This is a genomic window from Sphaerisporangium rubeum (assembly GCF_014207705.1).
In the GTDB taxonomy this organism is placed as follows: domain Bacteria; phylum Actinomycetota; class Actinomycetes; order Streptosporangiales; family Streptosporangiaceae; genus Sphaerisporangium; species Sphaerisporangium rubeum.
In genome coordinates this window covers 5,385,901-5,410,223 of record NZ_JACHIU010000001.1, presented here as the reverse complement: position 1 = coordinate 5,410,223, position 24,323 = coordinate 5,385,901, and the positions used below count along the sequence as shown (strand labels likewise).

At 71.5% G+C, this 24,323-nt stretch carries 24 protein-coding genes; 17 read left to right on the top strand and 7 right to left on the bottom strand.

What is annotated here, in order from left to right; all coding sequences use genetic code 11:
- Window positions 1-20: 20 nt before the first annotated feature.
- On the bottom strand, window positions 21-395 hold the full coding sequence (locus BJ992_RS23040; protein WP_221474942.1) for a hypothetical protein: 375 nt from the start codon (window positions 393-395) through the stop codon (window positions 21-23).
- A gap of 148 nt (window positions 396-543) precedes the next feature.
- On the opposite strand from BJ992_RS23040, the gene BJ992_RS23035 reads away from it, so the two are divergent.
- A complete protein-coding gene (locus BJ992_RS23035) occupies window positions 544-1,362 on the top strand; it encodes an ATP-grasp domain-containing protein (RefSeq protein WP_184984353.1) in 819 nt (272 codons plus the stop codon).
- Window positions 1,363-1,574: 212 nt separating this feature from the next.
- Here the strand turns inward: BJ992_RS23035 and BJ992_RS23030 are convergent, their stop codons facing one another.
- Window positions 1,575-1,919, bottom strand: coding sequence for a hypothetical protein (locus tag BJ992_RS23030; RefSeq protein ID WP_184984351.1), 345 nt, complete (start codon window positions 1,917-1,919; stop codon window positions 1,575-1,577).
- Window positions 1,920-2,071: 152 nt separating this feature from the next.
- Here BJ992_RS23030 and BJ992_RS23025 point away from each other — a divergent pair, with 152 nt between their 5' ends.
- The 4 genes from BJ992_RS23025 to BJ992_RS23010 all read left to right on the top strand — a co-directional run bounded on the left by BJ992_RS23025 (window position 2,072) and on the right by BJ992_RS23010 (window position 5,642).
- Window positions 2,072-2,821: a GntR family transcriptional regulator gene (locus tag BJ992_RS23025; protein ID WP_184984349.1), complete on the top strand. Its 750-nt coding sequence runs from the start codon at window positions 2,072-2,074 to the stop codon at window positions 2,819-2,821.
- Between the two features lie 200 nt (window positions 2,822-3,021).
- Window positions 3,022-3,651 carry a GNAT family N-acetyltransferase gene (locus BJ992_RS23020; RefSeq protein WP_184984347.1) on the top strand — a complete coding sequence of 210 codons (630 nt, stop codon included), beginning with the start codon at window positions 3,022-3,024 and terminating at the stop codon, window positions 3,649-3,651.
- A 108-nt stretch (window positions 3,652-3,759) separates the two neighbouring features.
- Window positions 3,760-4,440, top strand: a complete 681-nt coding sequence (locus BJ992_RS23015) for a copper homeostasis protein CutC (protein ID WP_184984346.1) — start codon at window positions 3,760-3,762, stop codon at window positions 4,438-4,440.
- Window positions 4,441-4,442: 2 nt separating this feature from the next.
- Window positions 4,443-5,642, top strand: coding sequence for a DUF6986 family protein (locus tag BJ992_RS23010; protein ID WP_184984344.1), 1,200 nt, complete (start codon window positions 4,443-4,445; stop codon window positions 5,640-5,642).
- A gap of 29 nt (window positions 5,643-5,671) precedes the next feature.
- On the opposite strand, the gene BJ992_RS23005 is transcribed toward BJ992_RS23010, so the two are convergent.
- Window positions 5,672-7,003: an FAD-dependent oxidoreductase gene (locus tag BJ992_RS23005; RefSeq protein ID WP_184984341.1), complete on the bottom strand. Its 1,332-nt coding sequence runs from the start codon at window positions 7,001-7,003 to the stop codon at window positions 5,672-5,674.
- A 277-nt stretch (window positions 7,004-7,280) separates the two neighbouring features.
- Here BJ992_RS23005 and BJ992_RS23000 point away from each other — a divergent pair, with 277 nt between their 5' ends.
- Complete coding sequence (locus tag BJ992_RS23000) at window positions 7,281-9,023, top strand: proline--tRNA ligase (protein WP_184984339.1); 1,743 nt, start codon at window positions 7,281-7,283, stop codon at window positions 9,021-9,023.
- 105 nt (window positions 9,024-9,128) lie between these two features.
- Here BJ992_RS23000 and BJ992_RS22995 read toward each other — a convergent pair whose 3' ends face one another.
- The 3 genes from BJ992_RS22995 to BJ992_RS22985 form a co-directional block, all read right to left on the bottom strand.
- Window positions 9,129-9,320: a DUF4236 domain-containing protein gene (locus BJ992_RS22995; RefSeq protein ID WP_184984337.1), complete on the bottom strand. Its 192-nt coding sequence runs from the start codon at window positions 9,318-9,320 to the stop codon at window positions 9,129-9,131.
- A gap of 135 nt (window positions 9,321-9,455) precedes the next feature.
- On the bottom strand, window positions 9,456-9,929 hold the full coding sequence (locus BJ992_RS22990) for a ferritin-like domain-containing protein (protein WP_184984335.1): 474 nt from the start codon (window positions 9,927-9,929) through the stop codon (window positions 9,456-9,458).
- The gene (locus BJ992_RS22985; protein ID WP_184984333.1) at window positions 9,926-10,447 is read right to left on the bottom strand and encodes a hypothetical protein; all 522 of its coding nucleotides are present in this window, start codon (window positions 10,445-10,447) and stop codon (window positions 9,926-9,928) included. Before BJ992_RS22985 ends, BJ992_RS22990 begins: the two co-directional genes overlap by 4 nt.
- Window positions 10,448-10,634: 187 nt before the next feature.
- Between BJ992_RS22985 and rimP the strand changes: the two genes are divergently transcribed.
- The 8 genes from rimP to truB all read left to right on the top strand — a co-directional run bounded on the left by rimP (window position 10,635) and on the right by truB (window position 18,967).
- Window positions 10,635-11,150, top strand: coding sequence for a ribosome maturation factor RimP (gene rimP, locus BJ992_RS22980; protein ID WP_184984331.1), 516 nt, complete (start codon window positions 10,635-10,637; stop codon window positions 11,148-11,150).
- Between the two features lie 23 nt (window positions 11,151-11,173).
- Window positions 11,174-12,175, top strand: coding sequence for a transcription termination factor NusA (gene nusA / locus BJ992_RS22975; protein WP_221474941.1), 1,002 nt, complete (start codon window positions 11,174-11,176; stop codon window positions 12,173-12,175).
- Complete coding sequence (locus BJ992_RS22970; protein ID WP_184984327.1) at window positions 12,159-12,452, top strand: YlxR family protein; 294 nt, start codon at window positions 12,159-12,161, stop codon at window positions 12,450-12,452. Before nusA ends, BJ992_RS22970 begins: the two co-directional genes overlap by 17 nt.
- 152 nt (window positions 12,453-12,604) lie before the next feature.
- On the top strand, window positions 12,605-15,880 hold the full coding sequence (gene infB / locus BJ992_RS22965; protein ID WP_184984325.1) for a translation initiation factor IF-2: 3,276 nt from the start codon (window positions 12,605-12,607) through the stop codon (window positions 15,878-15,880).
- Window positions 15,881-15,965: 85 nt separating this feature from the next.
- Entirely contained in the window at window positions 15,966-16,265 is a 300-nt protein-coding gene (locus BJ992_RS22960) for a DUF503 domain-containing protein (protein WP_184988755.1), read from the top strand.
- A 107-nt stretch (window positions 16,266-16,372) separates the two neighbouring features.
- Window positions 16,373-16,864, top strand: a complete 492-nt coding sequence (gene rbfA, locus BJ992_RS22955) for a 30S ribosome-binding factor RbfA (RefSeq protein WP_184988752.1) — start codon at window positions 16,373-16,375, stop codon at window positions 16,862-16,864.
- Entirely contained in the window at window positions 16,864-17,901 is a 1,038-nt protein-coding gene (locus BJ992_RS22950; RefSeq protein ID WP_184984323.1) for a DHH family phosphoesterase, read from the top strand. Before rbfA ends, BJ992_RS22950 begins: the two co-directional genes overlap by 1 nt.
- Before the next feature lie 178 nt (window positions 17,902-18,079).
- A complete protein-coding gene (truB, locus tag BJ992_RS22945) occupies window positions 18,080-18,967 on the top strand; it encodes a tRNA pseudouridine(55) synthase TruB (RefSeq protein WP_184984321.1) in 888 nt (295 codons plus the stop codon).
- A 368-nt stretch (window positions 18,968-19,335) separates the two neighbouring features.
- On the opposite strand, the gene BJ992_RS22940 is transcribed toward truB, so the two are convergent.
- Window positions 19,336-21,204 (bottom strand): acyl-CoA dehydrogenase family protein, encoded by a 1,869-nt coding sequence (locus BJ992_RS22940; RefSeq protein ID WP_184984319.1) that lies wholly within the window; start codon window positions 21,202-21,204, stop codon window positions 19,336-19,338.
- A 149-nt stretch (window positions 21,205-21,353) separates the two neighbouring features.
- Between BJ992_RS22940 and BJ992_RS22935 the strand changes: the two genes are divergently transcribed.
- The 3 genes from BJ992_RS22935 to rpsO all read left to right on the top strand — a co-directional run bounded on the left by BJ992_RS22935 (window position 21,354) and on the right by rpsO (window position 24,027).
- A complete protein-coding gene (locus BJ992_RS22935; RefSeq protein ID WP_184984317.1) occupies window positions 21,354-22,448 on the top strand; it encodes a pyridoxal-phosphate dependent enzyme in 1,095 nt (364 codons plus the stop codon).
- A gap of 135 nt (window positions 22,449-22,583) precedes the next feature.
- A complete protein-coding gene (locus BJ992_RS22930; protein WP_184984315.1) occupies window positions 22,584-23,540 on the top strand; it encodes a bifunctional riboflavin kinase/FAD synthetase in 957 nt (318 codons plus the stop codon).
- 217 nt (window positions 23,541-23,757) lie between these two features.
- On the top strand, window positions 23,758-24,027 hold the full coding sequence (gene rpsO / locus BJ992_RS33145) for a 30S ribosomal protein S15 (RefSeq protein ID WP_184984313.1): 270 nt from the start codon (window positions 23,758-23,760) through the stop codon (window positions 24,025-24,027).
- Window positions 24,028-24,323: the final 296 nt, after the last annotated feature.

The window sequence follows — 24,323 nt, the reverse complement described above, 5'->3', positions numbered from 1 at the left end:
CGGCCGGATCAGTAGCCGGATCAGTAGAAGGCGTAGCACTCGACCTCGGCGCGGCGGGAGGTGAGCCCCCTGGCCACGGCCTGGCGTACGCAGGCCTGCTCGCGGACGCTGAGGGTGAGTTCGCCGCAGACGGTCACGCCGGAGTAGGTGCGGCAGTCGAGGGATTCGAGTGCCCGCGTCCCGACGGCGTATCGCTGCTCGGTGCGGGTGCGGCAGTCCGCGCGCATGACCGGGGTGTCGGCGTACCGGCACTGGGCCAGGAGCACCCGGTACTGCTCGCGGCTGACGTAGATCCTCCCGTCCGCGCCTGGCGGCCCCCCTGCGGGGGCCGCGGTACCGAACGCGCCGGACAGGGCGATGCCGGCCAGCGAGACCACCATGGCGACGTTCTTCATGACATCCCCCCCATCATGACGGTTTTCTACCCACACCACCGCCTTTCCAAGAACCCGGTCATTCGGTCCGCATAGACCACGAATACACATGTATCCGACATGTCCGTACGATGCTGACGATGCTGACAGATCACTGAGTGGGAGAGCCGTGCTGAAGGTCGCGTATGTCACCTACGACGGTCCGGACGACGACCGGCCGGTCCTGCTGGAGGCCTGGTCACGGGCCGGGATCGACGGCCGGGCCGTCCGCTGGGACGACCCCGCCGTGGCCTGGGAGCGTTTCGACGCCGCGGTGGTGCGCTCGACGTGGGACTACGTCTACCGCCGTGACGCGTTCGTGGCGTGGGCCCGCGAGGCGGAGAGCGTGACGCGGCTGCTCAACCCGGCGGCGCTGCTCGACCGCAACTCCGACAAGTCCTACCTGCGCGACCTCGGCGTGCCGACCGTCCCCACCGCGTGGATCGGGCCAGGCGAGCCGGTGGAGCTGCCGGACCACGCCGAGTACGTCGTCAAGCCTTCGGTGTCCGCCGGGGCCCGCGACACGATCCGCACCGCCGGCCGCGACACGGCGGCGCGGCACGTCCGCCTGCTGAACGCGGCGGGCCGGGTGGCGATGGTCCAGCCGTACCTGCCGATGGTCGAGGCAGAGGGAGAGATCTCCCTGGTCTACTTCGGCGGCGAGTTCAGCCACGCGCGCCGCCGTACCCCCATGCTCACCCCCGTCGCGCCGGAGGGAAGACACCTCGGCACATCGCCACGCGACCCTGACGCCGACCAGCTCGCCCTGGCCGCGCGGGTCCTCGCCACCGTGGCGCGGCCCCCGTTGTACGCGCGCGTGGACCTCGTGCGCCTGCCGGACGGCGCTCCGGCGGTGATCGAGCTGGAGCTGGTGGAGCCGTACCTCTACCTGGCCCACGCGCCGGGCTCGGCCGACCGGCTGACCGCCGCGCTGCTCCGCCTGCTGTGACGCCGGCCCCCGCAGGGCCGCGTGTGCCGACACGCCGGACCGTCATACCGGTTGGCGATGGCGGGGTGTCCGCGCGGGTCGCCACGGGGAATGGTGGAGATCGGCCGAAATAACGGAAACGTGTCCTGGCGGGCGTGGGGGACCCGCCAGGACACGTTCCGCCCCGGCGCGACCGCCAGGACCCCGGCGAGGGTTGGGGTCCTGGCGGTCGTTTACCGCACGGAGCTCTGAGGCGGCCGTCCGGAGGAGTCGTCCACCCAGGTGTCCTGGGGGTCCTCCTCGGCCGGCCTGCGGAGATGACGCTTGATGAGCTGGGCCGCTCCGGCGGGGTCGCCGGACGGGTGGGTGACGGTGAGGCCGTCCTCGGTCCAGACGAAGGAACCCTTCCTGCACCACACGGTCAACTCGGTGGTCACCGACAGGACGGACATCCCGGTGCCGCTGCTCTGGTACGTGTGCGTGAACCCCTCACGGTGCAGCGCGTAACGCAGTAGGCGTGTCGCCTCGCGTGGATCGTGCCACGGCAGGTACGCCGTTCCCGCCCGGACCGCCAGCACAGCCCCGCACTCCCCTCGCCGACTCTCTTTGATGTATTTGTACCAACGTTTGGATAATGCGGGTCCGCGCGTCCCGGGTCAAGGGGTTGTTTGCTGTCAGATCGAGATCGTCTAGATTCGTAGGTACAAAAGGACGCAACCGTAGGTGAGATTTGGCACGGTCGACGCTGTATCAGCAGGTGGCCGGCGAGCTGCGCAGGGCGATCTACAGCGGCGAGCTCGGGCCGGGTGCTCAGCTGCCTACGGAGATGGACCTGATGGACAGCCACGAAGTCAGCCGCAACACCGTGCGCCTGGCGCTCGCCGAGCTGGAGAACGAAGGCCTGATCACCCGGATGCGCCGCCGCGGCAGCTTCGTGCGCGACCGCCGCGCGCTGCTCATGCGTCCGCAGGACGAGTTGAACGCCGCGCCGGGTGCCGCGCGCAGGGAGGCCTTCGCCGAGGCGGTCGGCAAGGAAGGCCGCAAGCCCAGCCAGGAGATCGAGGTCTCCATCGTCGAGCCACCCGAGGACATCGCCACCCGGCTCCAGCTGGAGGAGCGCGCCGTCGCCGTGGTACGGCGGCGCCTGCGGTTCGTCGACGACCAGCCCTACAACACCAACGACTCCTACTTCCCCTACACGCTGGTGCATGACTCGGAGATCGCCCGTCCCGCCGACATCACACGCGGGGCCAACCGCGTGCTGGAGGAGCTGGGGCATCGGCAGGTCCGGGTCGTCGACGACATCTCCGCGCGCATGCCGACTCCTGAGGAGGCCGCGCGGCTGCAACTTGAACCTGGTACGCCTGTTGTCGTATATGTCCGAGTCGGTTTCGACTCCGACGACCTGCCGGTCAGGGTCGCCGTCTCGGTCCTGCCCGCCGACAAGCATCTGATCAGGTACGAGCTCGCGCTGAGCTGACCTGAGCCCGGCCCCGACCGGCCCCTGTGGGGGTGGCCGGTCCCCTCTTCACGGACGCGCCGCGCCTCGCCGTGGCCGGACACACCAGTGACGCGTGCGGTGGCCGCACTTCACCCGGGCTTTGACTGAGAAAACCGTACGCCTTGTTCGAGCACGTTCCGTGTTCGAGGCGACACCAACGGTCACGAAAGGAACTCTCCATGTCTCCCCACACCCTCCAGCAGGCCAGGTCGCTCACGCTCCGTACCGCCACCCCCGCCGACCTCCCCGGCGTACTCGGCCTGCTGGCCGACGCGGCCGGCTGGTTGAACGGACGCGGCATCCGGCAGTGGCCGGCCGCCGGCTTCCCCGCCGCGCGGATCGAGCCGCTGATCGACGCGGGCACCCTGTTCGTCCTGGACGGCGCCGAGGACGGCGGCAGGAACGTCGTGCCGGCCGCGACGCTCGCCCTCGACGGACACGCCGACCCCGAGTTCTGGACCCCGGCCGACCACCCCGAGTCCGCGCTGTACGTGCACAAGCTCGCGGTGGGCCGGACGTTCGCGGGACGCGGTCTAGGCGAGACGCTGCTCGACTGGGCCGCGCTGCGCGTGGCCGCCGCCGGGCTCGGCTGGCTACGGCTGGACTGCTCCAAGGACAACCCCGCGCTCCAGGGGTACTACCGGCGGGTCGGCTTCCGCCACGTGCGCACTGTGGACCTGCCGCACCGTGCCTCCGGAGCGCTGTTCCAGCGACCCGCGGACCTGACCGGCACGGCCGGGCCCGCGCCACGCTGGAGCAGGGTCGCCGCCGAGGCGCAGGTCCTTCAGCCGTCCTACTCACCGGCCTGAGCGAGGCCATGGTCAGATGCGGTCCCAAGTGGCAACTCCGGACAGCAGCCAGGTTCTATCCGGTAGCGGTCCAACCCCGGACAGGACGGTCGGATAATCTCTGGACCCATGACCGGATCGCTGCTTGAGGTGATCGCGCTGGACGTGCGCGACGCCGTGGCCGCAGAAGACGGCGGCGCGGACCGCCTGGAGATCGTGGCCGACATCTCCGCGGGGGGGCTCACCCCCGCGCCGGAGACCGTCGAAGCGATCACCAAGCAGTCCGCGCTGCCGCAGATGGTGATGCTCCGGTCCAACTCCGGGTACACGGTCACCCCGGACGAGCTGGAAAGCCTCGGCCGCGCCGCGCGTACGCTCGCCTCCGCCGGCGCGGCCGGTTTCGTCTTCGGGTTCCTCGACGCCGCCGGCGCGGTGGACCTCGCCGCGACCGAGGCGCTGATCCACGCGGTGACGCCGCTGCCGTGGACGTTCCACCGCGCCGTCGACCACGCGGCCGACGTGCAGGCGGGCTGGCGGGCCGTCCGTCTGCTGCCGAACCTCGCCACCGTCCTCACCTCGGGCTCCTCCTCCGGCATCGCCGGCGGTCTGCCGGTGCTGCGGGCCCGTGCCGAGGCGGGGGACGCGCCGCTGATCCTCGCCGGCGGCGGCCTGGAGCCGCACCTGGTGCCTCCGCTGCTCGACTACGGCGTGCGCGCCTTCCACGTCGGCAGGGCCGTGCGCGGGTCGTGGTCCGCGCCGGTCGATCGCGAACGTGTGCGGCGGTGGCGCGACCTGGTGGACACGGTCTGACCGTGCGCACCACACTCGGCGGCCACGACGACGTCCCCGGCTTCGCGGCGGCGTACCGGGAGCAGTCCGAGCGCTTCCCCGGCCCGCCTGCCGGGTGGCAGCCGGTGCACACGGTCTACGTGCCGGCCGGCGCGTTCGGTCCCGGCACCGCGCGGGAGTGGGGTGACGCGGCGCTCGTCCTGCTGGAGCGCCATCTGCCCGCCGCGTCCCTGGCCGAGGTGTTCGGCCTGCCGCGCGACCTCGCGGCCGACATACGCGACCGCGTGGCGCGCAAGCTGGCCGCCGAGCCCGTCGAGGACCTGCGCGTCGACTTCGAGGACGGCTACGGCGTGCGGCCGGACGCCGAGGAGGACGCGCACGCCGTCGCCGCCGCGGAGTCCGTGGCCGCGGCCCACGGGGACGGCACACTGCCGCGCCGCTGGGGGCCGCGGGTGAAGTCGTTCGCCGACGGGGACCCCGGCAGGTCCCTGCGGACCCTGGACCTGTTCCTCACCGGGGTCGTGGACCGGGCCGGCGGGCTGCCGCCGGGGTTCACCGTGACGTTCCCCAAGGTGCTGATGGAGGCCTACCTGCGGCAGTTCGCCGACCGGCTCGCCGCGATCGAGGCCGGGCTCGCGCTCGGCGGCGGCGCGCTGCGGTTCGAGATGCAGGTCGAGGCGCCGCAGACCGTGCTGTTCCTCCAGCGCTCACCGGACCTGGTGGCCTCGCTCGGCGGGAGGCTCGCGGCGGCGCACTTCGGGGTCTTCGACTACACCGCGGCCTGCGGGCTGCCGCCGGCCGAGCAGCGGCTCGACCACCCGGTGTGCGACCACGCGCGTGAGGTCATGCGCACCACGCTGGCCGGCACCGGCGTGGAGTTGTCGGACGGCTCCCTGGCCGCCGCGCCGGCCTCGGACGCCACGGCCGACGTGCACGCCTTGTGGCGCGCGCACGCCACGACGGTGCGCCACTCGCTGCGCAACGGCTTCCACCAGGGCTGGGACATGCACCCCTCCCACCTGGTGAGCCGCTACGCCACCGTGTACGCCTTCCACCTCGCCACCTACGCGCCGTACGCCGCGCGGGTCGCCGCCTGGCAGGCGAGGAGCGAGGCCGGGGGTGGCGTGCTCGACGAGCCCGCCACCGTCAAGACCCTCACCGCGGCCCTGCACCGCGCCGAGTCGGCACTGGACGGCACCGAACCGGACGACACGGGCCTCTGACGTCCCCGCCGCCTGATGTGCCCCGCAGGTCAGAGCGCGGGGCCCGGCAGCCCGGCGCGGCCGAAGGCGGCGAGCATGGCGGAGCGGCCGGTCAGCTTGACGTGCTCGCCCCGGCCGAGCGCCACCGCGAGCGCCGCCTCGGCGGCCTCGATGGACAGCCACTGCTCGTACGTCACCGGGTGGACCCTCCGCGCGGCCAGCACATCGTCCAGCCGGGACGGCGGCGCGGCACGCTCGCCTCGGACCGCGAGGTCGGCGAGCAGGGTGCGCACGGTCTCGGCCGCGTCGGACTTGTTGGTGCCGATCACCCCGCTCGGCCCGCGCTTCAGCCACCCCGCGACGTACTGGCCCTCGCCGACCCGGCCCGCGACGTTCGGCACGGTCATGGTCGTGCCGTCGAACGGCACCCCCGGCAGCGGCACGCTCTGGTACCCCACCGAGCGCAGCACCATGCCGGCGGGGACCACCTCGAACTCCCCGGTGCCGGTGACCCTGCCGTCCACCAGCGCGGTGCGCTCCAGCTTCAGCCCCTCGACGCGGATCGTGCCGAGGATCTCCACGGGACGCAGCCAGAACCGCACGTCCAGGCGCCGCGGCCGGCCCGCCGGCGTACGGCCGCACCACGACCGCAGCACCTCGACGTTGCCGCGCACCTGCCGCGACAACGCGCTCACATCGCCGTCGCCGGCCTCGTCGTGCCGCACCGACACATCACAGTTGGACAGGTCGCCGAGCTCACGCAGCTCCTTGAGCGTGAACTTGGCGTGCTCGGGCCCACGCCTGCCGATCATGTGCAGTGTGCGCACCTGGCTCTTGGCCAGCCGGTCGAGCACCTCCTGCGGCACGTCGGTGGCCCGCAGCTCGTCGGCGGACCGGGCCAGCACCCGCACCACGTCCACCGCGACGTTGCCGACGCCGATCACCGCGACGTCCGTGCTGTCCAGCGAGAACGTCTCCGGCGGCACGTCGGGGTGGCCGCAGTACCAGTTCACGAAGTCGGTGGCGGCCACGCTGCCCGGCAGGTCCTCACCGGGGATGCCGAGCCGCCGGTCCACCATGGCACCGGTGCAGTACACCACCGCGTCGTAGCAGGCGGCCAGGTCGGCGGCCGAGACGTCCCTGCCGAGCTCCACCCCCCCGAGGAACCGCACCGAGGGCAGTTCGAGCACCCGGCGCAGGTATCCGGCGATCGACTTGATCGACGTGTGGTCGGGGGCGACGCCGTACCTCACCAGTCCGTACGGCGTGGGCAGCCGGTCCAGCACATCGATCTCGACCGGCTCGCCCGCCTGCTTGGTCAGTGCCTCGGCCGTGTAGATGCCGGCTGGGCCGGATCCCACGACCGCCACGCGCAGTGGCATGCGGCCTCCTTGCGGCCTCCTGTCGCGGGGTTCACCTGCCCCGCGGGGTCGTTGTGCAGATTGTCGTCCACCCCGGCCTCCCCGGCCAGTCGCGCGCCGTGAAGGCGACGAGATAATCCGGTACCGTTACTTTCTTCTCTCCTTCGGGTCCCGCTCCGGCGGCCCGCGACGCGGACGGCGACCGCCTCGGACTCGATAACCTGGAGAACCATCCGTAGGTTTCAACCGCCGGAAGGCCGCGAACCCTTCCCACGACCCCCGCGACCGAGGAGTAGCCGTGCTGCTGCGTATGTCCACCCTGTTCCTGCGCACCCTGCGTGAGGATCCGGCGGACGCCGAGGTGCCGAGCCACAAGCTCCTCGTCCGCGCCGGCTACATCCGCCGCGTCGCCCCCGGCGTGTACTCCTGGCTGCCGCTCGGCAAGATCGTCATGGAGAACGTCACCCGTGTCGTGCGCGAGGAGATGAACGCCATGGGGGGCCAGGAGGTGCTGTTCCCCGCGCTGCTGCCCCGCGAGTACTACGAGGCCACCGGCAGGTGGGCCGAGTACGGCGACACGCTGTTCCGCCTCAAGGACCGCAAGGGTGCCGACTACCTCCTCGGTCCCACCCACGAGGAGATGTTCACCGACATGGTGAAGGGTGAGTACTCCTCCTACAAGGACTACCCGGTCACCCTCTACCAGATCCAGACGAAGTACCGCGACGAGGCGCGGCCGAGGGCCGGCATCCTGCGGGGCCGCGAGTTCGTCATGAAGGACTCCTACTCCTTCGACCTGGACGACGACGGCCTCAAGCGGTCCTACGAGCAGCACCGCGAGGCGTACATCAAGATCTTCGACCGGCTCGGCATCGAGTACAAGATCTGCTTCGCCATGTCGGGGGCCATGGGTGGCTCGGCGTCCGAGGAGTTCCTCGCTCCCGCGCCGAACGGCGAGGACACGTTCGTGGCGTGCCGCGTCTGCGGGTACGCCGCCAACGCCGAGGCCGTCGTCACCCCCGCGCCTCCGGCGGTGACCGCGACGCAGCCGCCGCTCCGGGTGCTCGACACCCCCGACACCCCGACCATCGAGTCGCTGGTGGCGTACGTCAACGAGCACCACGGTCTTGACGTCACGGCCGCCGACACCCTCAAGAACGTCGTCGTCAAGGTGCGCACCCCCGGCGTCAAGGAACCCGAGACGCTGGTCGTCGGGGTGCCGGGGGACCGTGAGGTCGACTTCAAGCGGCTGGAGGCGTCACTGTCCCCCGGCGTTCCCGAGATCTTCGAGGCCGCCGACTTCGAGCGCCACCCCGGCCTGGTGCGCGGGTACATCGGCCCCCAGGTGCTCAAGGAGCTCGGCATCCGCTACCTGGTGGACCCGCGTGTCGTCGCGGGCTCCTCCTGGGTGACCGGCGCCAACGAGCCCGGCAGGCACGCGGCCCACGTCGTCGCGGGCCGCGACTTCGAGGCCGACGGCACCATCGAGGCCGCCGAGGTCCGCGCCGGCGACTCCTGCCCGCAGTGCGGCAACCCGCTCGCCATCGACCGCGGCATCGAGATCGGCCACATCTTCCAGCTCGGCCGCAAGTACGCCGACGCGGCAGGCCTCGACGCGCTCGGTCCCGACGGCAAGCCGATCCGCGTCACCATGGGTTCCTACGGCGTCGGCGTCTCTCGCGCGGTGGCCGTGATCGTCGAGCAGCGCCACGACGAGCTCGGCCTGGTCTGGCCCCGTGAGATCGCCCCCGCCGACGTCCACATCGTCGGCACCGGCAAGGACAACCAGATCGAGGTGGCCCTGGGGCTCGCCGAGGAGCTGGCCGCCAAGGGGGTCCGCGTCCTGGTCGACGACCGTCCCGGCGTCTCTCCCGGCGTGAAGTTCAAGGACGCCGAGCTGCTCGGCGTCCCCACCATCCTCATCGTGGGCCGCGGCCTGGCCCAGGGGGTCGCGGAGCTTCGCGACCGCGTCACCGGCGACAAGCAGGAGGTCCCGCTCGCCGAGGCCGCCGGCCGGGTGCTGGCGGCCGTCTCTTCCTGAACCTGCCTTTGGACCCGCCCCCCGCCGGGTCGACCCGGCGGCCAGGGCGGGGAGGAAAGGACCGGCCGGCCCGGGCAGGACGGGCGGCCGGTCGGCTCGTGGGGGTCAGCGCCTGCTGCTGCCGATCGTCTTCTTCCAGTGCAGACCACCCGGCAGGTTGACGGTGATCGTCCGCCGTCCGTCGGCCGTCTTGGTGACGCGGAAGCCACGACCGCCGTAGCTGTGTCCGACACCGCCGCGCGAAAGGTTGAGCCTGAACGGCCCCATCTTTATCGACTTCCGGTAAGTCCAGCCCATTTGTGATCCTCCGTGGTATCCGGTCACCCCGAACTACCCGTGTCACGTACTGCAAACATGGAGCTATCCCGAAAAGTCCCTATAGATAGGGGACTTTCACCACCTACGGCGCACGGTGCGGAAATCGGCGGGTCGTCACTGGCTCAGGGACACCGGGGGAGAGGTGCTCGGCCGGGCCGATGAAGGGGTCGGCGGGCCGGCCGGCCAGCCGGGGAGCGGCTGGATGGTGGGACGCCAGCTGTAGGCGCGGACGGCGCACTCCTGCATGGCGAGGGCCGCGAGGCGGCGCAGCGACGGCTCGTCCACCGAGGCCAGCTCCAGGTAGGCGGAGGTGACGCGGTCCTCGACGTGCGCGGCGAGACGGCCGGCGTCGGCCGGGGTGACGACGGGGAACGGCAAGGTGTAGCCCGGCGCGGCCTCCGACGGGGTGGCGTTCCGCGCGGTGACGAGGCCGCGGAGCTGGTCGCGCCGTGCGCGGTGCGCGTTGAAGGCCGCGGTGGCGGCGGAGCGCTGGGAGGAGGCGCCGCGCGCGCCGATCACACCGTAGGCGTAGACGGCGGCGTGCTCGGCGTCGAGCACCTTGTTCAGCACGGCGGCGGCATCGCTCATGACGTCCTCGCCAGGGCCACGGCGTGCGCGGCCTCACAGGCGCCGATGCAGGCCAGGAGCTGGGCCAGCGAGGCGGACACGCCGCCGATCTGGCGGGGACGGGTCGCGGCGGCCTCACGCTCCAGCTGGCGCAGCCGGCCCAGGGAGACCTTCTCCGCCGGCGGCGACGCGCCGGGGGACGACGGACCCGGCGACGGCTGTGGGCCCGACGGGGAGGCCGGTGCGGTGGCACGGGGAGGGAGGCGGCGGCGCAGCTCGGCCAGGTGGGCCTCGTGCCGCTGCTGGAACGGCCGCAACTGCGCGGCGAGGCCCGTGCCGGGCTCGGCGGCGCGGCCGTACAGCGCCACCATCTCCTCCTTGGCGGCGATGACCTTGGTCAGCAGCACGGTCTCCGGGTCGGGACGCGCGGGCTCACGCGGCGCCGGCGCGGGTGCCGAGCAGCCGGCGGCGACCGTGACGGCCGCTCCGGCGGCGGTGCCACGCAGCACGGCGCGCCGGGTCAGGGCACGCTGAGGCACGGTGCGGCCTCCCGAGGGTGACGTCTGGTCCTGGACTCGCACATAGCATCGTACGGCTCGGCACCGGGTGGGTGGCCGAGTGACGCTCCTTCAACGTCCCGGTGTCGATAGGCTTGATAACCGTTGGGGCGAGGTACGCCTTCGGCCGCCATGCGTGGTGGCCGACAATTTCACCTGGGAGGTCAGCATGGGCGCCGATGCTCGACGTGACCGCCTGATCAAGCTTCTGGCACCCGTCGCCGCCGCAGAGGGTCTCGATCTCGAAGACGTCACGATCACACCCGCGGGCAGGCGACGCCTCCTGAGAGTCGTCGTGGACGGCGACGGCGGGGTGAGCCTCGACAAGGTCGCCGACGTCAGCCAGCTCGTCTCCAAGACGCTCGACGACTCCGACGTGATGGGTGGCAGCCCGTACGTCCTGGAGGTCACCTCGCCTGGTGTCGACCGGCCGCTGACCGAGCCGCGCCACTGGCGCAGGGCGACCGGCCGGCTGGTCAGAGCCGATCTGCGCGACGGCGATTCGATCGAGGGCCGTGTGTTGTCGGCCGACGACTCCGGCGTCGAGCTGGAGATCGACGGCGCCTCGCGCCGGCTTGAGTGGGAGCGGATCGGTAAGGGGCGGGTGCAAGTGGAGTTCCGCCGGCTCGACGACGAGGACCGGTTCGACGAGGAAGACGCCGGCGACGACGGCGGCGAGGGCTAGGGGGGATCCTTGTGGACATCGACATGAGCGTCCTGCGCAGCCTGGAGCGAGAGAAGGACATCTCCTTCGACCTGGTGGTCAAGGCCATCGAGGACGCCTTGCTGATCGCGTACTTCCGCACGGAAGGCGCGGCGGCCAAGGCGAGAGCGGAGCTGGACCGCGGGTCCGGTCACGTGAGCATCTGGGCCGCCGAGCTCGACGACGAGGGCCGGGTGCTGCGCGAGTACGACGACACGCCTGGCAACTTCAGCCGCATCGCGGCGACCACCGCCAAGCAGGTGATCCTCCAGCAGCTGCGGGACGCCGAAGACGAGATCAACTTCGGTGAGTTCGCGAGCCGTGAGGGTGAGCTCGTCGCCGGCGTGATCCAGCAGGGCAAGGACCCCCGCGTCGTCCTGGTCGACCTCGGCAAGATCGAGGCGATCCTGCCGCACAACGAGCAGGTGCCCGGTGAGGAGTACGTCCACGGCGAGCGGCTGCGCTGCTACGTGGTCCAGGTGAAGAAGGGGCACAAGGGGCCGTCGGTCACGCTGTCGCGCACCCACCCCAACCTGGTCAAGAAGTTGTTCGCGCTGGAGGTCCCCGAGATCGCCGACGGCACCGTCGAGATCGCGGCCATCGCGCGCGAGGCCGGCCACCGCACCAAGATCGCGGTGCGGTCGCGGCGCGGCGGGGTCAACGCCAAGGGGGCCTGCATCGGCCCGATGGGCTCGCGCGTGCGCAACGTGATGACGGAGCTGCACGGCGAGAAGATCGACATCATCGACTGGTCCGACGATCCCGCCGAGTTCGTCGGGAATGCTTTGTCGCCGGCCAGGGTTTCCCATGTGGAAGTGATCGACCCCGACGCTCGCGTGGCCCGGGTGACGGTTCCCGACTACCAGCTCTCGCTGGCGATCGGCAAAGAGGGCCAGAACGCGCGACTGGCCGCCCGTCTCACCGGATGGCGCATCGACATCCGGCCCGATACCCAGGCGACGGCGGCGGGGGACGCGGTCGGCCCCGCCGATGCTTCCACAAGGTAAGCTTGAACATGGTGGCCGGGCGGCCCCGCTGAGAACATGCGTGGGCTGCCGGGTTCGCACGGTAAAGTCCGAGCTGCTCCGCCTGGTGGTGGTCGAGGGTGCAGTCGTCCCCGATCACCAGGGCAGGTCGCCGGGCCGTGGTGCTTATGTGCATCCCGACCCGCGCTGCCTTGAGCTCGCAGAACGCCGCCGGGCGTTCCCGCGTTCGTTCCGTGTCGCGGGGCCGCTCGACATGTCTTGTCTGCGGGTTCATCTCGCGGGGGTTGACGCAGAGTAGGACCGGGTGAATGGTTACCAACTGTCATGTAGGACGCCGAGTCGATAGGCGGGTCAGATAGCGATGAGCGCCTGATGAGCATGCGGCGATGAGTACGTCCACGTAGCGACGGTCCGGCGGCACCTGCCTCCCGGGCCGAGTAAGGGAGTGCAGTGGCGAAGGTCCGAGTCTACGAGCTCGCCAAGGAGTTCGGAGTAGAGAGCAAGGTCGTGATGGCCAAGCTCCAAGAAATGGGCGAGTTCGTGCGATCGGCGTCTTCAACGATAGAGGCGCCGGTGGTCCGAAAGCTTACGGAGGCGTTCAACCGAGGATCCTCCGATTCCAGGGGCGGCGACAGGTCGTCCAGAGGGCCGGCCAAGCCGGGCCCGCGGCCGTCGCACGGCCAGCAGGGCAACGGCCAGGCGGTTCCCAAGCCGGGTCCGCGACCGGGTCCGGGTCCGCGACCCGGCCCGCAGCCCGGCCCCGTGCAGCAGCAGGGGCCGCGTCCGCCGGTTCCGATGCCCCACGTCAACCAGCAGGCCAACCAGCAGGTCACCTCGCAGCCGGCGCAGCCGGTGCAGGAGACCCCGCGTCCGCCGGCCCCGCGTCCCGAGGCGCCGCGTCCGGTGCCGCCGCGTCCGGAGCCGGCCCGCACCGAGGCTCCTCGGTTCGAGGCGCCGCGCACCGACGTGCCGCGGTCCGACGCGCCGCGTCCCGACGGGCCGCGTGACGGCGGTCACCGCGCCGACGCGCCGCGGCCGTCCGCCGGCGGCCGTCCCGGCCCCGGCCCGAAGCCGGGTCCGCGTCCCGGCCCCGCGCCGCGTTCGGCCCCTCCGGGTGGTTCCGGTGCCGGTGGTCCCGGCGCGCCGCGTCCGGCGGGTCCTGGAGCCGGTCGTCCCGGTGCGCCGAAGCCCGGCCCGCGTGGCCCGCGTCCCGGCAACAACCCGTTCTCCTCGAACGCGAGCGGCATGGGTCAGCGTCCGCCGCGTCCGGGCCGTGAAGGCGGTCCCGGTCGTGACGGTGGTCCCGGTCGCGAAGGCGGCCCCGGCCGTGACGCCGGTCCTCGTGACGGACGTCGCGAAGGCGGCCCCCGTGAGCCGCGTCGTGACGGCGCGCCGCGCGACGGAGGCATGCCGCGTCCGCCTTCGGCCCGTCCCGGCCCGCCCGGAGCGGCCGGTCCGCGTCCGGGTCCCGGCGCCGGCGGCCCGCGTCCCGGCCCTGGTGCCGGTGGTCCGCGTCCCGGTGGTCCGCGTCCCAACCCGATGATGATGCCTTCACGTCCGGCCGGTCCCGGCCAGGGCGGCGGCGGTGGCCGTCCGGCCGGCGCGGGCCGTCCCGGCGGTGGCGGCGGTGGCCGTCCCGGCGGCGGCGGTGGCGGTGGCCGTCCTGGTGGCGGCGGCGGCTTCGGCGGTCCTCGCACCGGCACCGGCGGCCGTCCTGGCGGCGGTCCCGGAGCGGGTGCCGGCGGTGGCGGCGGCTTCGCCGGCCGTCCCGGTGGCGGCGGCGCGCGTGGCCGTGGCGGCACGGCGGGTGCCTTCGGGCGTCCCGGCGGCCGGCCGACCCGTGGCCGCAAGTCCAAGCGCCAGAGGCGTCAAGAGTTCGACAACATGCAGGCGCCGTCGATCGGCGGCGTGCAGGTCCCTCGTGGCAACGGCCAGGTGCTGCGCCTCCCGCGCGGCGCGTCGTTGTCCGACTTCGCCGACAAGATCGGTGCGAACCCCGCGTCGCTGGTGCAGATCATGCTGCACCTCGGCGAGATGGTGACCGCCACCCAGTCGGTGAACGAAGAGACGCTGCAGCTGCTCGGCGCCGAGCTCAACTACTCCATCCAGGTCGTCAGCCCGGAGGAGGAGGACCGCGAGCTTCTCGAGTCCTTCGACATCGAGTTCGGCGAGGACGAGGGCGACGAGAGCGATCTGGAGTCCCGTCCGCCGGTCGTGACCGTCATGGGTCACGTCGACCACGGTAAGACCAAGCTGCTCGACGCGATCCGCAACACCAATGTGGTGGCCCGTGAGGCCGGCGGCATCACCCAGCACATCGGCGCCTACCAGGTGTCGACGGTGCACGAGGGCGCCGACCGCGCGATCACGTTCATCGACACCCCGGGTCACGAGGCGTTCACCGCCATGCGTGCCCGAGGCGCGCAGGCCACCGACATCGCGGTGCTGGTGGTCGCGGCGGACGACGGCGTGAAGCCGCAGACCATCGAGGCGCTCAACCACGCTCACGCGGCCGACGTGCCGGTGGTCGTGGCGGTGAACAAGATCGACAAGGAGGGTGCGGACCCCACCAAGGTGCGGGCCCAGCTCACCGAGTACGGTCTGGTCGCCGAGGAGTTCGGCGGGTCCACGCTGTTCGTCGACATCTCCGCCAAGCAGGGGGTCGGCATCGACAACCTGCTCGAAGCGATCCTGCTCACCGCGGACGCCGAGCTGGACCTGCGGGCCAACCCGAGCATGGACGCTCAGGGCATCGCCATCGAGGCTCACCTCGACCGGGGTCGCGGCCCCGTGGCGACCGTCCTGGTGCAGCGCGGCACGCTCCGGGTCGGCGACTCCATCGTCTGTGGCGAGGCCTTCGGCCGCGTCCGTGCGATGCACGACGACACCGGCGCCACCGTCAGCGAGGCGGGGCCGTCGGCTCCGGTCCAGGTGCTCGGCCTCACGGCCGTGCCCGGTGCCGGTGACAACTTCATCGTGGTCTCCGACGACCGCATGGCCCGGCAGATCGCACAGCAGCGGGCCGCGCGTCAGCGCACCGCCGACATGGCCAAGTCCAGCCGCAGGCGCACGCTTGAAGAGCTGTTCAAGGACATGGAGAAGGGTCAGGTCGACGAGCTCAAGCTCATCATCAAGGGTGACGTCTCCGGTTCGGTGGAGGCCCTTGAGGACGCGCTGCTCAAGATCGACGTCGGCGAGGAGGTGCGCCTGCGGGTGCTCCACCGCGCGGTCGGCGCGATCACCGAGTACGACGTCAACCTGGCGATCGCCGACGACAACGCCGTCATCATCGGCTTCAACGTGCGCCCGGAGGTCCGGGCCCGCGACCTGGCCGAGCGCGAAGGCGTGGACATCCGGTACTACTCGGTCATCTACCAGGCGATCGAGGAGATCGAGGCGGCCCTCAAGGGCATGCTCAAGCCGGAGTTCGAGGAGGTCCAGACCGGCACCGCAGAGGTCCGCGAGGTCTTCAAGGTCCCGAGGATCGGCAACGTCGCGGGCTGTCTGGTCCGCGCCGGCACGATCACCAGGAACAGCAAGGCCAGGATCATCCGCGACGGTGTCGTGGTGGCCGACAACCTCACCGTGTCGTCGCTGCGCCGCTTCAAGGACGACGCGACCGAGGTCCGCGAGGGCTTCGAGTGCGGTATCGGTGTCGGGTACAACGACATCAAGATCGATGACCTCATCGAGACGTTCGAGATGAGGGAGAAGCCGCGCGCCTGACGCGAGGCCGAGGCATCCGGTGCCCGCGGGTCCGTCCCGCGGGCACCACGCCGTACACCCGCCGATGACGTCCGTGGCGACCGCCATGTACATAGGTGCTCTGACCTTGGACCTCCTGCTCGGCGACGTCCGTTCGCTGAAGCAGAAGCGCTCGGTCGTGCGTCCGATCGTCGCCGAGGTGCGCCGCCGTTTCCCGGCGGTCGCCGTGGCGGAGACCGGGCATCTCGATCTGCACCGCCGCGCCGAGATCGGCGTGGCGGTCGTCTCGGCCTCCCCCGGCAACTGCGGTGAGGTGCTGGAGGCATGCGAGCGGATGGTCGCGTCCCGGCCGGAGATCGAGCTGCTGTCCGCACGGCGGTCGCTCTTCAACGGAGACGAGGATTAGGGACCATCGGGAAGCACCGGGAAGCATCGGGAAGCATCGGGAAGCCTGGTCTCCCGCTGGTCGTTAAGCGTGTTAAGCGAGTAAAGAGGGCATAGAGGGGGAGCGCGATCGTGGACGCAGCACGCGCACGCAAACTTGCGGACCGCATCCAGCAGGTTGTCGCCGAGATGCTCGAACGCCGGATCAAGGATCCGCGTCTGGGCTTCGTGACGGTGACCGACACCCGGATCACCGCCGACCTCCGCGACGCGACGGTGTTCTACACCGTGTTCGGCTCCGAGGCCGAGCGCGCCGACACCGCCGCGGCCCTGGAGAGCGCCAAGGGGATCATCAGGTCGGAGGTCGGCCGCCAGACCGGTGTGCGCCACACCCCGACACTGACCTTCAGCCACGACCCCCTTCCCGACAACGCGCGCCACATGGACGAGTTGTTCGCCGAGGCTCGGGCCAGGGACGAGCTGATCGCCAGGCAGGCGGAAGGCGCCGTGCACGCCGGCGAGGCGGACCCCTACCGCAAGCCCGACGACGAGGACGACTTCGCCGACGACGACCTGACGGAGGAGGCCGGGACGTCGCACGTACGACCGGCCGCGCCGTGATGGACGGCCCGGATCCCCGCACCCCCATGCCGGCGGCCGGCTGGGAGCGGGCCGTCGAGCTGATCGGCGACGCCGGGGACGTGGCGCTGGTGTGCCACATCTCCCCGGACGGCGACGCGCTCGGCTCGATGCTCGCCTTCGGCATGGCGCTTCGTGGCGCGGGAAAGCGTGTCGTGGCGTCGTTCGGCGACCGGCGGTTCGAGGTGCCGCGGCTGCTGCGGTTCCTGCCTGGCCAGGAACTGCTCGTGCCGCCGTCCCGCTACCCCGCCGAGCCCGACCTGATGATCAGCTTCGACTGCCCCACGGTGGACCGGCTCGGCCTGCTCGCGCCGAACGCCGGCAAGGCGGCCGAACTGATCGTGATCGACCACCACCCGTCCAACACCGGTTTCGGCACCGTGTCACTGGTGGACCCGTCCGCGGCGTCCACCGCCACCCTGGTGGAGCAGCTCATCGGCCGCCTCGGCCTGCCGATCGGCCGCGACGTCGCCACGTGCCTGTACACCGGCCTGGTCACCGACACCGGGTCCTTCCGGCACTCCTGCACCACCCCGGCCGTGCACCACATGGCGGCCCGCCTGGTCGCCGCCGGCCTGCGCACCGACGAGATCGCCCGCGAACTGTGGGACCGCTCACCGTTCGGCTACCTCAAGGTCCTCGGCGCCGCGCTGGACCGCTGCGCACTGGACGAGGACGCCGCCGGAGGCCTCGGCATGGTGTGGACGTTCGTCCCCCGCGCCGACCGCGCCGCCTACTGCCTGCCGTACGACGAGGTCGAAGGCATCATCGACGTGGTCCGCCGCACCGACGGCTCCGACATCGCCATGGTCCTCAAGGAAGACGACGAGGGAGCCTGGCAGGTCTCCACCCGCTCCAAGGGAGGCGTCGACGTCGGCCGCGCCTGCACCCACCTAGGCGGCGGCGGCCACACCCTCGCCGCCGGCTACACCTCCCACGACCCCCCCGACCGCACCGTCTCCCGCTTCCGCGAGGTCGTGGCCGAACTCGGCCCCCGCACCACCCGGGGCTGCACCTGACCTCCGTCCCGTGGCCGGCCCCCGTCCCGACCCGAAGCCCCAGCAGCCGAGCACCGGCTGTTCCCACCGCCTCGTGGCCGACCGGCGTCCCCTCCCCACGGCGGCCGGACGCCGGCCGTTCCCGCGGCCTTATGGCCTGCCTCCGTCCCCTGACGACGTCTCACAGGAGCGAACGACGATGACCAGCGCGCGTCCGGTGCCGCCGAGCGGCTTGATCGTGGTGGACAAGCCCGCCGGGTGGACGTCCCACGACGTGGTCGGCAAACTGCGCCGCCTCGCCGGCACCCGCAGGGTCGGCCACGCCGGCACGCTGGACCCCATGGCCACCGGCGTGCTGGTGGTCGGCGTCGAGAAGGCGACAAGACTCCTCGGCCACCTCGCCCTCACAGAAAAGGTCTACGAGGCCACGATGCGCCTGGGGGCCACCACGACGACCGACGACGCCGAAGGCGAGCCCCTGGCGAAATGCTCGGCCGCTCATGTGGCGGACCCCGTCATCCTCTCCGCGGTCGCCACGCTCACCGGCCCCATCACCCAGATCCCCCCACAGGTGAGCGCCATCAAGGTCAACGGCGAGCGCGCCTACAAACGCGCCAGAGCAGGTGAGGAGGTCGAACTCAAGCCCCGCCCCGTGACCGTCCACTCCTTCGACATCACCGCCATCCGCCACACCGCCGACATGATCGACGTGGACGCCGTCATCCGCTGCTCCAGCGGCACCTACATCCGCTCCCTGGCCCGCGACCTAGGCGCCACCCTGAACGTAGGCGGCCACCTCACCGCCCTGCGCCGCACCAGAGTGGGCCCCTACGACCTCCAACTGGCCCGCACCATCGACCAGCTCACCACCGACTGCACCATCCTCCCCATAGCCGAAGCCGTATCCGCCGCCTTCCCCCGCCTGAACGTCACAGAAGCCCAAGCCAAACAGATCTCCCACGGCGCCCCCCTCCCGGCCCCCGGCCTAGGAGCGGGCCCCATCGGCGTCTTCGCCCCCGACGGCACCCTCCTGGCCCTGGTCGAGGAACACGGCCACACCGCACGGCCTCTGGCGGTCTTTGTCTGACCTCATGAGCTGAGACCGCGGACGGCCCTTTTTTACCCGTGCGGGGTGGGTCCGTGTTCGGGTGGGAGTTCCTTTGCCAACCTGCTGGTCGTCGTCTCCAGGGGAGCGTCCGGGCCCGCTCCTGCGGTCAGCTCCGGCGGGAGGGAGCCCGGCACCCCTGCCCCGCTTCTGCGGTCGCTTGCCCCGCTTCTGGTCGCTTCCGGCGGGTAAGACAGGGCCGTTCAGGGGCTTGTCCGTTCGCTTGGCTGTTGTTTTCGGAGGGTTGTGGGTGGGGTTCTGCCGGCGGAATGCTGGTCGCGGTCCGTTGGTGTGTGTTGGGAACCCCACCCGTACTTGCCGTTGCTCGCGGTGGGTGAGAACAGGGCCGTTCAGTGGATGGGGCGGTGGACGTTGGTGCCGGTGGGGTTGGTGGTGGGGGCGATCCAGGGGCCGTCCAGGGACGGGTCTATCACGCCGTCTTCGACGTAGGTGTGGCGGCCTTCCAGGATGTGGCGGGAGAGGCGGACGTCGGTGGTGTCGGAGTTGGTCCACAGGTGGGACAGGAGGGTTTCCGCGCGGAGTCTGGACTGGTGGCAGAAGGCGTCCGCCAGTTCCACCGGGGCCGGGCCGTGGGTGCGGGAGTCTTCCTGGGCTCGGACGCAGGTGGCGGTTATGGCGAAGAGTTCGGCGCCTATGTCGACTATGCGGGACAGGAAGGCTTGTTTGTGTTCCAGGCGGCCCTGCCAGCGGGACATGGCGTAGAACGTGGCTCTGGCCAGTTTGCGGCTGGTGCGCTCCACGTAGCGCATGTGGGGGGCCAGGGTGCCGAAGGCCTGGTAGGACGTGGGGAACTGGCCGGGGCCGGTGGTGAGGGCCGGGAGCCAGCGTGCGTAGAAGGCTGTCGCCTGGGTCAGGGCCTTGCCTTTGGCCTTGAGGTCGGCTTTGGGGTCGATGAGGCCGCCGGCCACGGACAGGTGTGCGTCTACGGCCTCGCGGGCGATCAGCAGGTGCATGATCTCGGTGGAGCCCTCGAAGATGCGGTTGATGCGGAGGTCGCGCAGGACCTGTTCGGCGGGGACGCCGCGTTCGCCGCGTGCGTGCAGGGACTCGGCGGTCTCGTAGCCGCGGCCGCCGCGGATCTGTACCAGTTCGTCGGCCACGCGCCACGCCATCTCCGAGCCGTACAGCTTGGCGAGCGCCGCTTCGATGCGGATGTCGTTGGTCTCGTCGTCGGCCATGCGGCTGGCGAGGTCGACGACGGCCTCCAGTGCGTACGCGGTGGCGGCGATGAAGGCGATCTTGCCGGCCACGGCCTCGTGCTCGCCGATCGGGTGGCCCCACTGGACGCGCGCGGCACTCCACTCGCGAGCGATCTTGGTGGCCCACTTGGCGGCGCCGGCGCAGGTCGCCGGCAGTGAGAGGCGGCCGGTGTTCAAGGTGGTGAGCGCGATCTTCAGGCCCTGGCCCTCGCGGCCGATCAGGTTCTCGGCCGGGACCCGGACGTCGCTGAGACGGGTGACGCCGTTCTCGATGCCACGCAGGCCCATGAACGCGTTGCGGTGCTCGACCGTGATGCCGGGGGAGTCCGCCTCCACGACGAACGCCGAGATCTTGGCGCCGGTGCGGGCCATGACGACGAGCAGGTCGGCGACCACGCCGTTGGTGGTCCACAGCTTGACGCCGTTGAGCACGTACGAGTCGCCGTCGCGTACCGCGGTGGTGGCCAGCCGCGCCGGGTCGGACCCGACGTCCGGCTCGGTCAGCAGGAACGCGGAGATCTCGCCGCGCGCGCACCGCGGCAGGAACCGCTGCTTCTGCTCGGGTGTGCCGAACAGCCGCAGCGGCTGCGGCACGCCGATGGACTGGTGGGCCGACAGCAGCGCGCTGAGCGCGGGGGAGCAGGAGGCGGCCATCATCAGGGCTCGCGTGTAGTACAGGTGGCTGAGCCCGAGCCCGCCGTACTCCTCGTCGATGGTCATGCCGAACGCGCCGATCGAGCCGAGTCCCTTGATCACCTCGTCGGGGATCTGCGCGGTCCGTTCGATCTGCAGGGGGTCCACATGTGTGGTCAGGTAGCGGCGCAGTGACGCCAGGAACTCCTCGCCTTTCTTGGTCTCCCGTTCGCTGAGCTTCGGCGCGGGGTGCACCAGGTCGGGACGGAAGTCGCCGAGGAACAGCTGCCTGCCGAAGCTGGGCCGCGTCCACTCCTGCTCGCGGGCCTGCTCGGCGACCTCTCGCGCCTTGTCGTAGTCGCTCATCGCCACCTCCACGGGTCCTGCCATCGGTGTCTCGCCACATAGCTACCCGCGAGTAGCCTTCGATATCCGACTCACCGGAAGAATGTTCGGCTCCGGTGGCCCCTAGGGTGGTCCGCGTCCCGTGGCTTCGGCGAGGAAGGGCTTTCCGCATGCGCGACGCGCTCCCGCACTACACCTGCGCCTGTGGCCGCTCCTATGTGCCGGACGCGGCACGCTGGCGGTGCGACTGCGGCGGCCCGCTCGACCTCGCCGCCGTCCCCTTCACCTGGCGGCCGCGTTCCACCGAGGAGGGGCTGTGGCGGTACGCGGACGCGCTCGCCGTCCCGTCCCTCGGCCTCACCCTCGGCGAGGGCCTGACGCCGCTGATCAGGGCCTCACCGGACGGCGACCCCGGTCTGCTGCTCAAGGTCGAGTACGCCTCGCCGACCGGATCGTTCAAGGACAGAGGCGCGGTGACGCTCGCCACCGTGGCGAGGCTCCTCGGCGCCGAGCGCGTGGTGTGCGACAGCAGCGGCAACGCCGGCACGGCCATGGCGGCGTACGCGGCCAGAGCGGGCCTGCGTGCCGAGATCTTCGTGCCTGAGGGGACCAGCGCCAAGAAGGTCCAGCAGATCGCGGGCCACGGCGCCGAGGTCACCGTGGTGCCGGGGTCCCGTGAGGACACCGCCACGGCGGCGGCCGAGCGGGTCGAGCGCACCGGCGCCTTCTACGCGAGCCACGTGTACAACCCGTTCTTCCACGACGGCGTCAAGACCTACGCGCTGGAGATCTTCGAGCGGCTCGGCACGGCCCCGGACACGCTGGTGCTGCCGGCCGGCAACGGCACCCTCGTCATCGGCGCCTACCTCGGGTTCGCCGCGCTGCGCGACGCCGGACTCGTGGACCGCGTCCCCCGCGTCGTCGCCGTGCAGGCCGAGCGGTGCGCTCCGGTGGCCGCGGCGTACACCGCAGGCGCGCGCGAGGTCACCGCGGTACGGCCGGGCCGGACGGCCGCCGAAGGCATCGCGATCGCCGCACCCGTGCGCGGCCCGCGCGTGCTGGAGATCGTCCGCGACACCGGCGGCACTGTGGTGACCGTCTCAGAGGACGAGATCGCCGCCGCGCACGCCGCGCTGGCCTCGCGCGGCCTGTGGGTGGAACCCACCGGCGCGGTCGCCTACGCCGCCGTGAGCGGCCTCGGCACGGCCCCCGGCGAGGTCGTCGTGGCACCCCTGTGCGGCTCCGGCCTCAAGGCGTCACTGTGACCCCTCAAGAACACGTCCCCATGACCGGCGGAGGCGGCCGCTCGGCTACCCTCGTGCCGGGGGCGCATGGAACCCGGCGCTCATGGCAGGCTTGAAGGCGGTGAGCGCGGCCGTCAGCACAGGAACGAGGTCGAGGTGCAGGGTTGGCACGGACTCGACGACGTGCCCGGGGACTGGGGCAGGTCCGTCGTCACGATCGGGGTGTTCGACGGTGTGCACCGCGGCCATCAGCGCATGGTCGCGCACGCGGTGGCCATGGCGCGGCGCATCGGTGTGCCCTCGGTCGTGATCACCTTTGATCCGCATCCGGATGAGGTGGTACGGCCCGGCACGCATCCGCCGCGGCTGACCACCGCCAGGCACCGCACCGAGTTGCTCGGCGCGCTCGGCGTCGACGCGGTGTGCGTGCTGCCGTTCACGCTGGAGTTCTCCCGCATGACCCCCGACGAGTTCGTGCAGGCCGTCCTGGTCGACCGCCTGCACGCCGCCGGGGTCGTGGTGGGGGAGAATTTCCGCTTCGGCCACAAGGCGGCGGGAAACGTCGAGACCCTGCGCGAGCTCGGCGAGAAGTACGATTTCGTGGCCGAGAGCGTGCCGCTGGTCAGCGACGGCGAGGCGATCTCCTCCAGCCTGGTGCGCGAGCTGCTCGCCGCCGGCGACGTCGCCGGCGCGGCCGACGCGCTCGGCCGGCCCCACCGGGTCGAGGGTGTGGTGGTGCGCGGCCACCAGCGCGGCCGTTCCCTGCTCGGGTACCCCACGGCCAACGTCGAGTCGCCGTCGTTCACCGCCATCCCGGCCGACGGCGTCTACGTCGGATGGCTGGAGTGCACCCAGTCGCCGTCCCCGTACGAGGGGGAGCGGTGGCCCGCGGCGATCTCGATCGGCACCAACCCGACCTTCGAGGGTGTGGAGCGCACCGTCGAGGCCTACGCGCTCGACCGCGACGACCTCGACCTGTACGGCGTGCACGTCGTCGTGGACTTCGGCGCGCGGCTGCGCGACACCGTCAAGTTCGACTCCATCGACGCGCTGATCGAGCAGATGCACCGCGACGTCGCACAGGCCCGCCGGTTCACCGGCGGCGAGTCCTGACACCGGCGCCTGTGACGCGGTTCCGGTAACCGGGTCCTGTGGCCGGGTCCCTGTGGCGCTGTGCGGCGAAGCCCTCCACGGCGGTGGTAGCCTGACGTGTCGGCCCGGTTCCGGCGCTGCTGAGCGCTGCCCGCCGGCCGGTCACGGCGACTGTAGGCACACATGGTCGCTCGTGCCAGTCGTGTCTCGTGTGCCCGTAGCCACGAAAAGGAGAGCCGTGTCGCTCGACACCGCAGCCAAGAAGCAGATCATCGCCGAGTACGGTACCGGCGACGGGGACACCGGGTCCCCCGAGGTGCAGGTCGCCCTGCTGAGCAAGCGCATCAGCGAGCTCACCGAGCACCTGAAGACCCACAAGCACGACCACCACAGCCGCCGCGGGCTGCTGTTGCTCGTCGGCCGTCGGCGCCGCCTGCTCAAGTACCTCGCGAGCAAGGACATCACGCGCTACCGCAGCCTCATCGAGCGTCTCGGCCTGCGCCGATAGCACACGGCCGATAATGTGGGGAGGGAGCGGCGAGCAGCCACTCCCTCCCACATCAGGGCAAGGCCTCCCTGGCTAGGACCGCGAGGAGACGGCGCGTCGCGACGCGCACGGGCCCGCCGGTGAGCAAACTGGCCTACCAGACAACTGAACAACAGCCGAACCAGTGCCCCGCGTCCGCACAGTACGAGCGTCCCCGTGACGCCTGCGGGCCGGTCCTCGGTAGTGGCTTCCGGATGTCGACGGCGTGCCGCCGCGACCCGGGTGCTTCGATCGAAGACCGGCGCTGCACATGACGG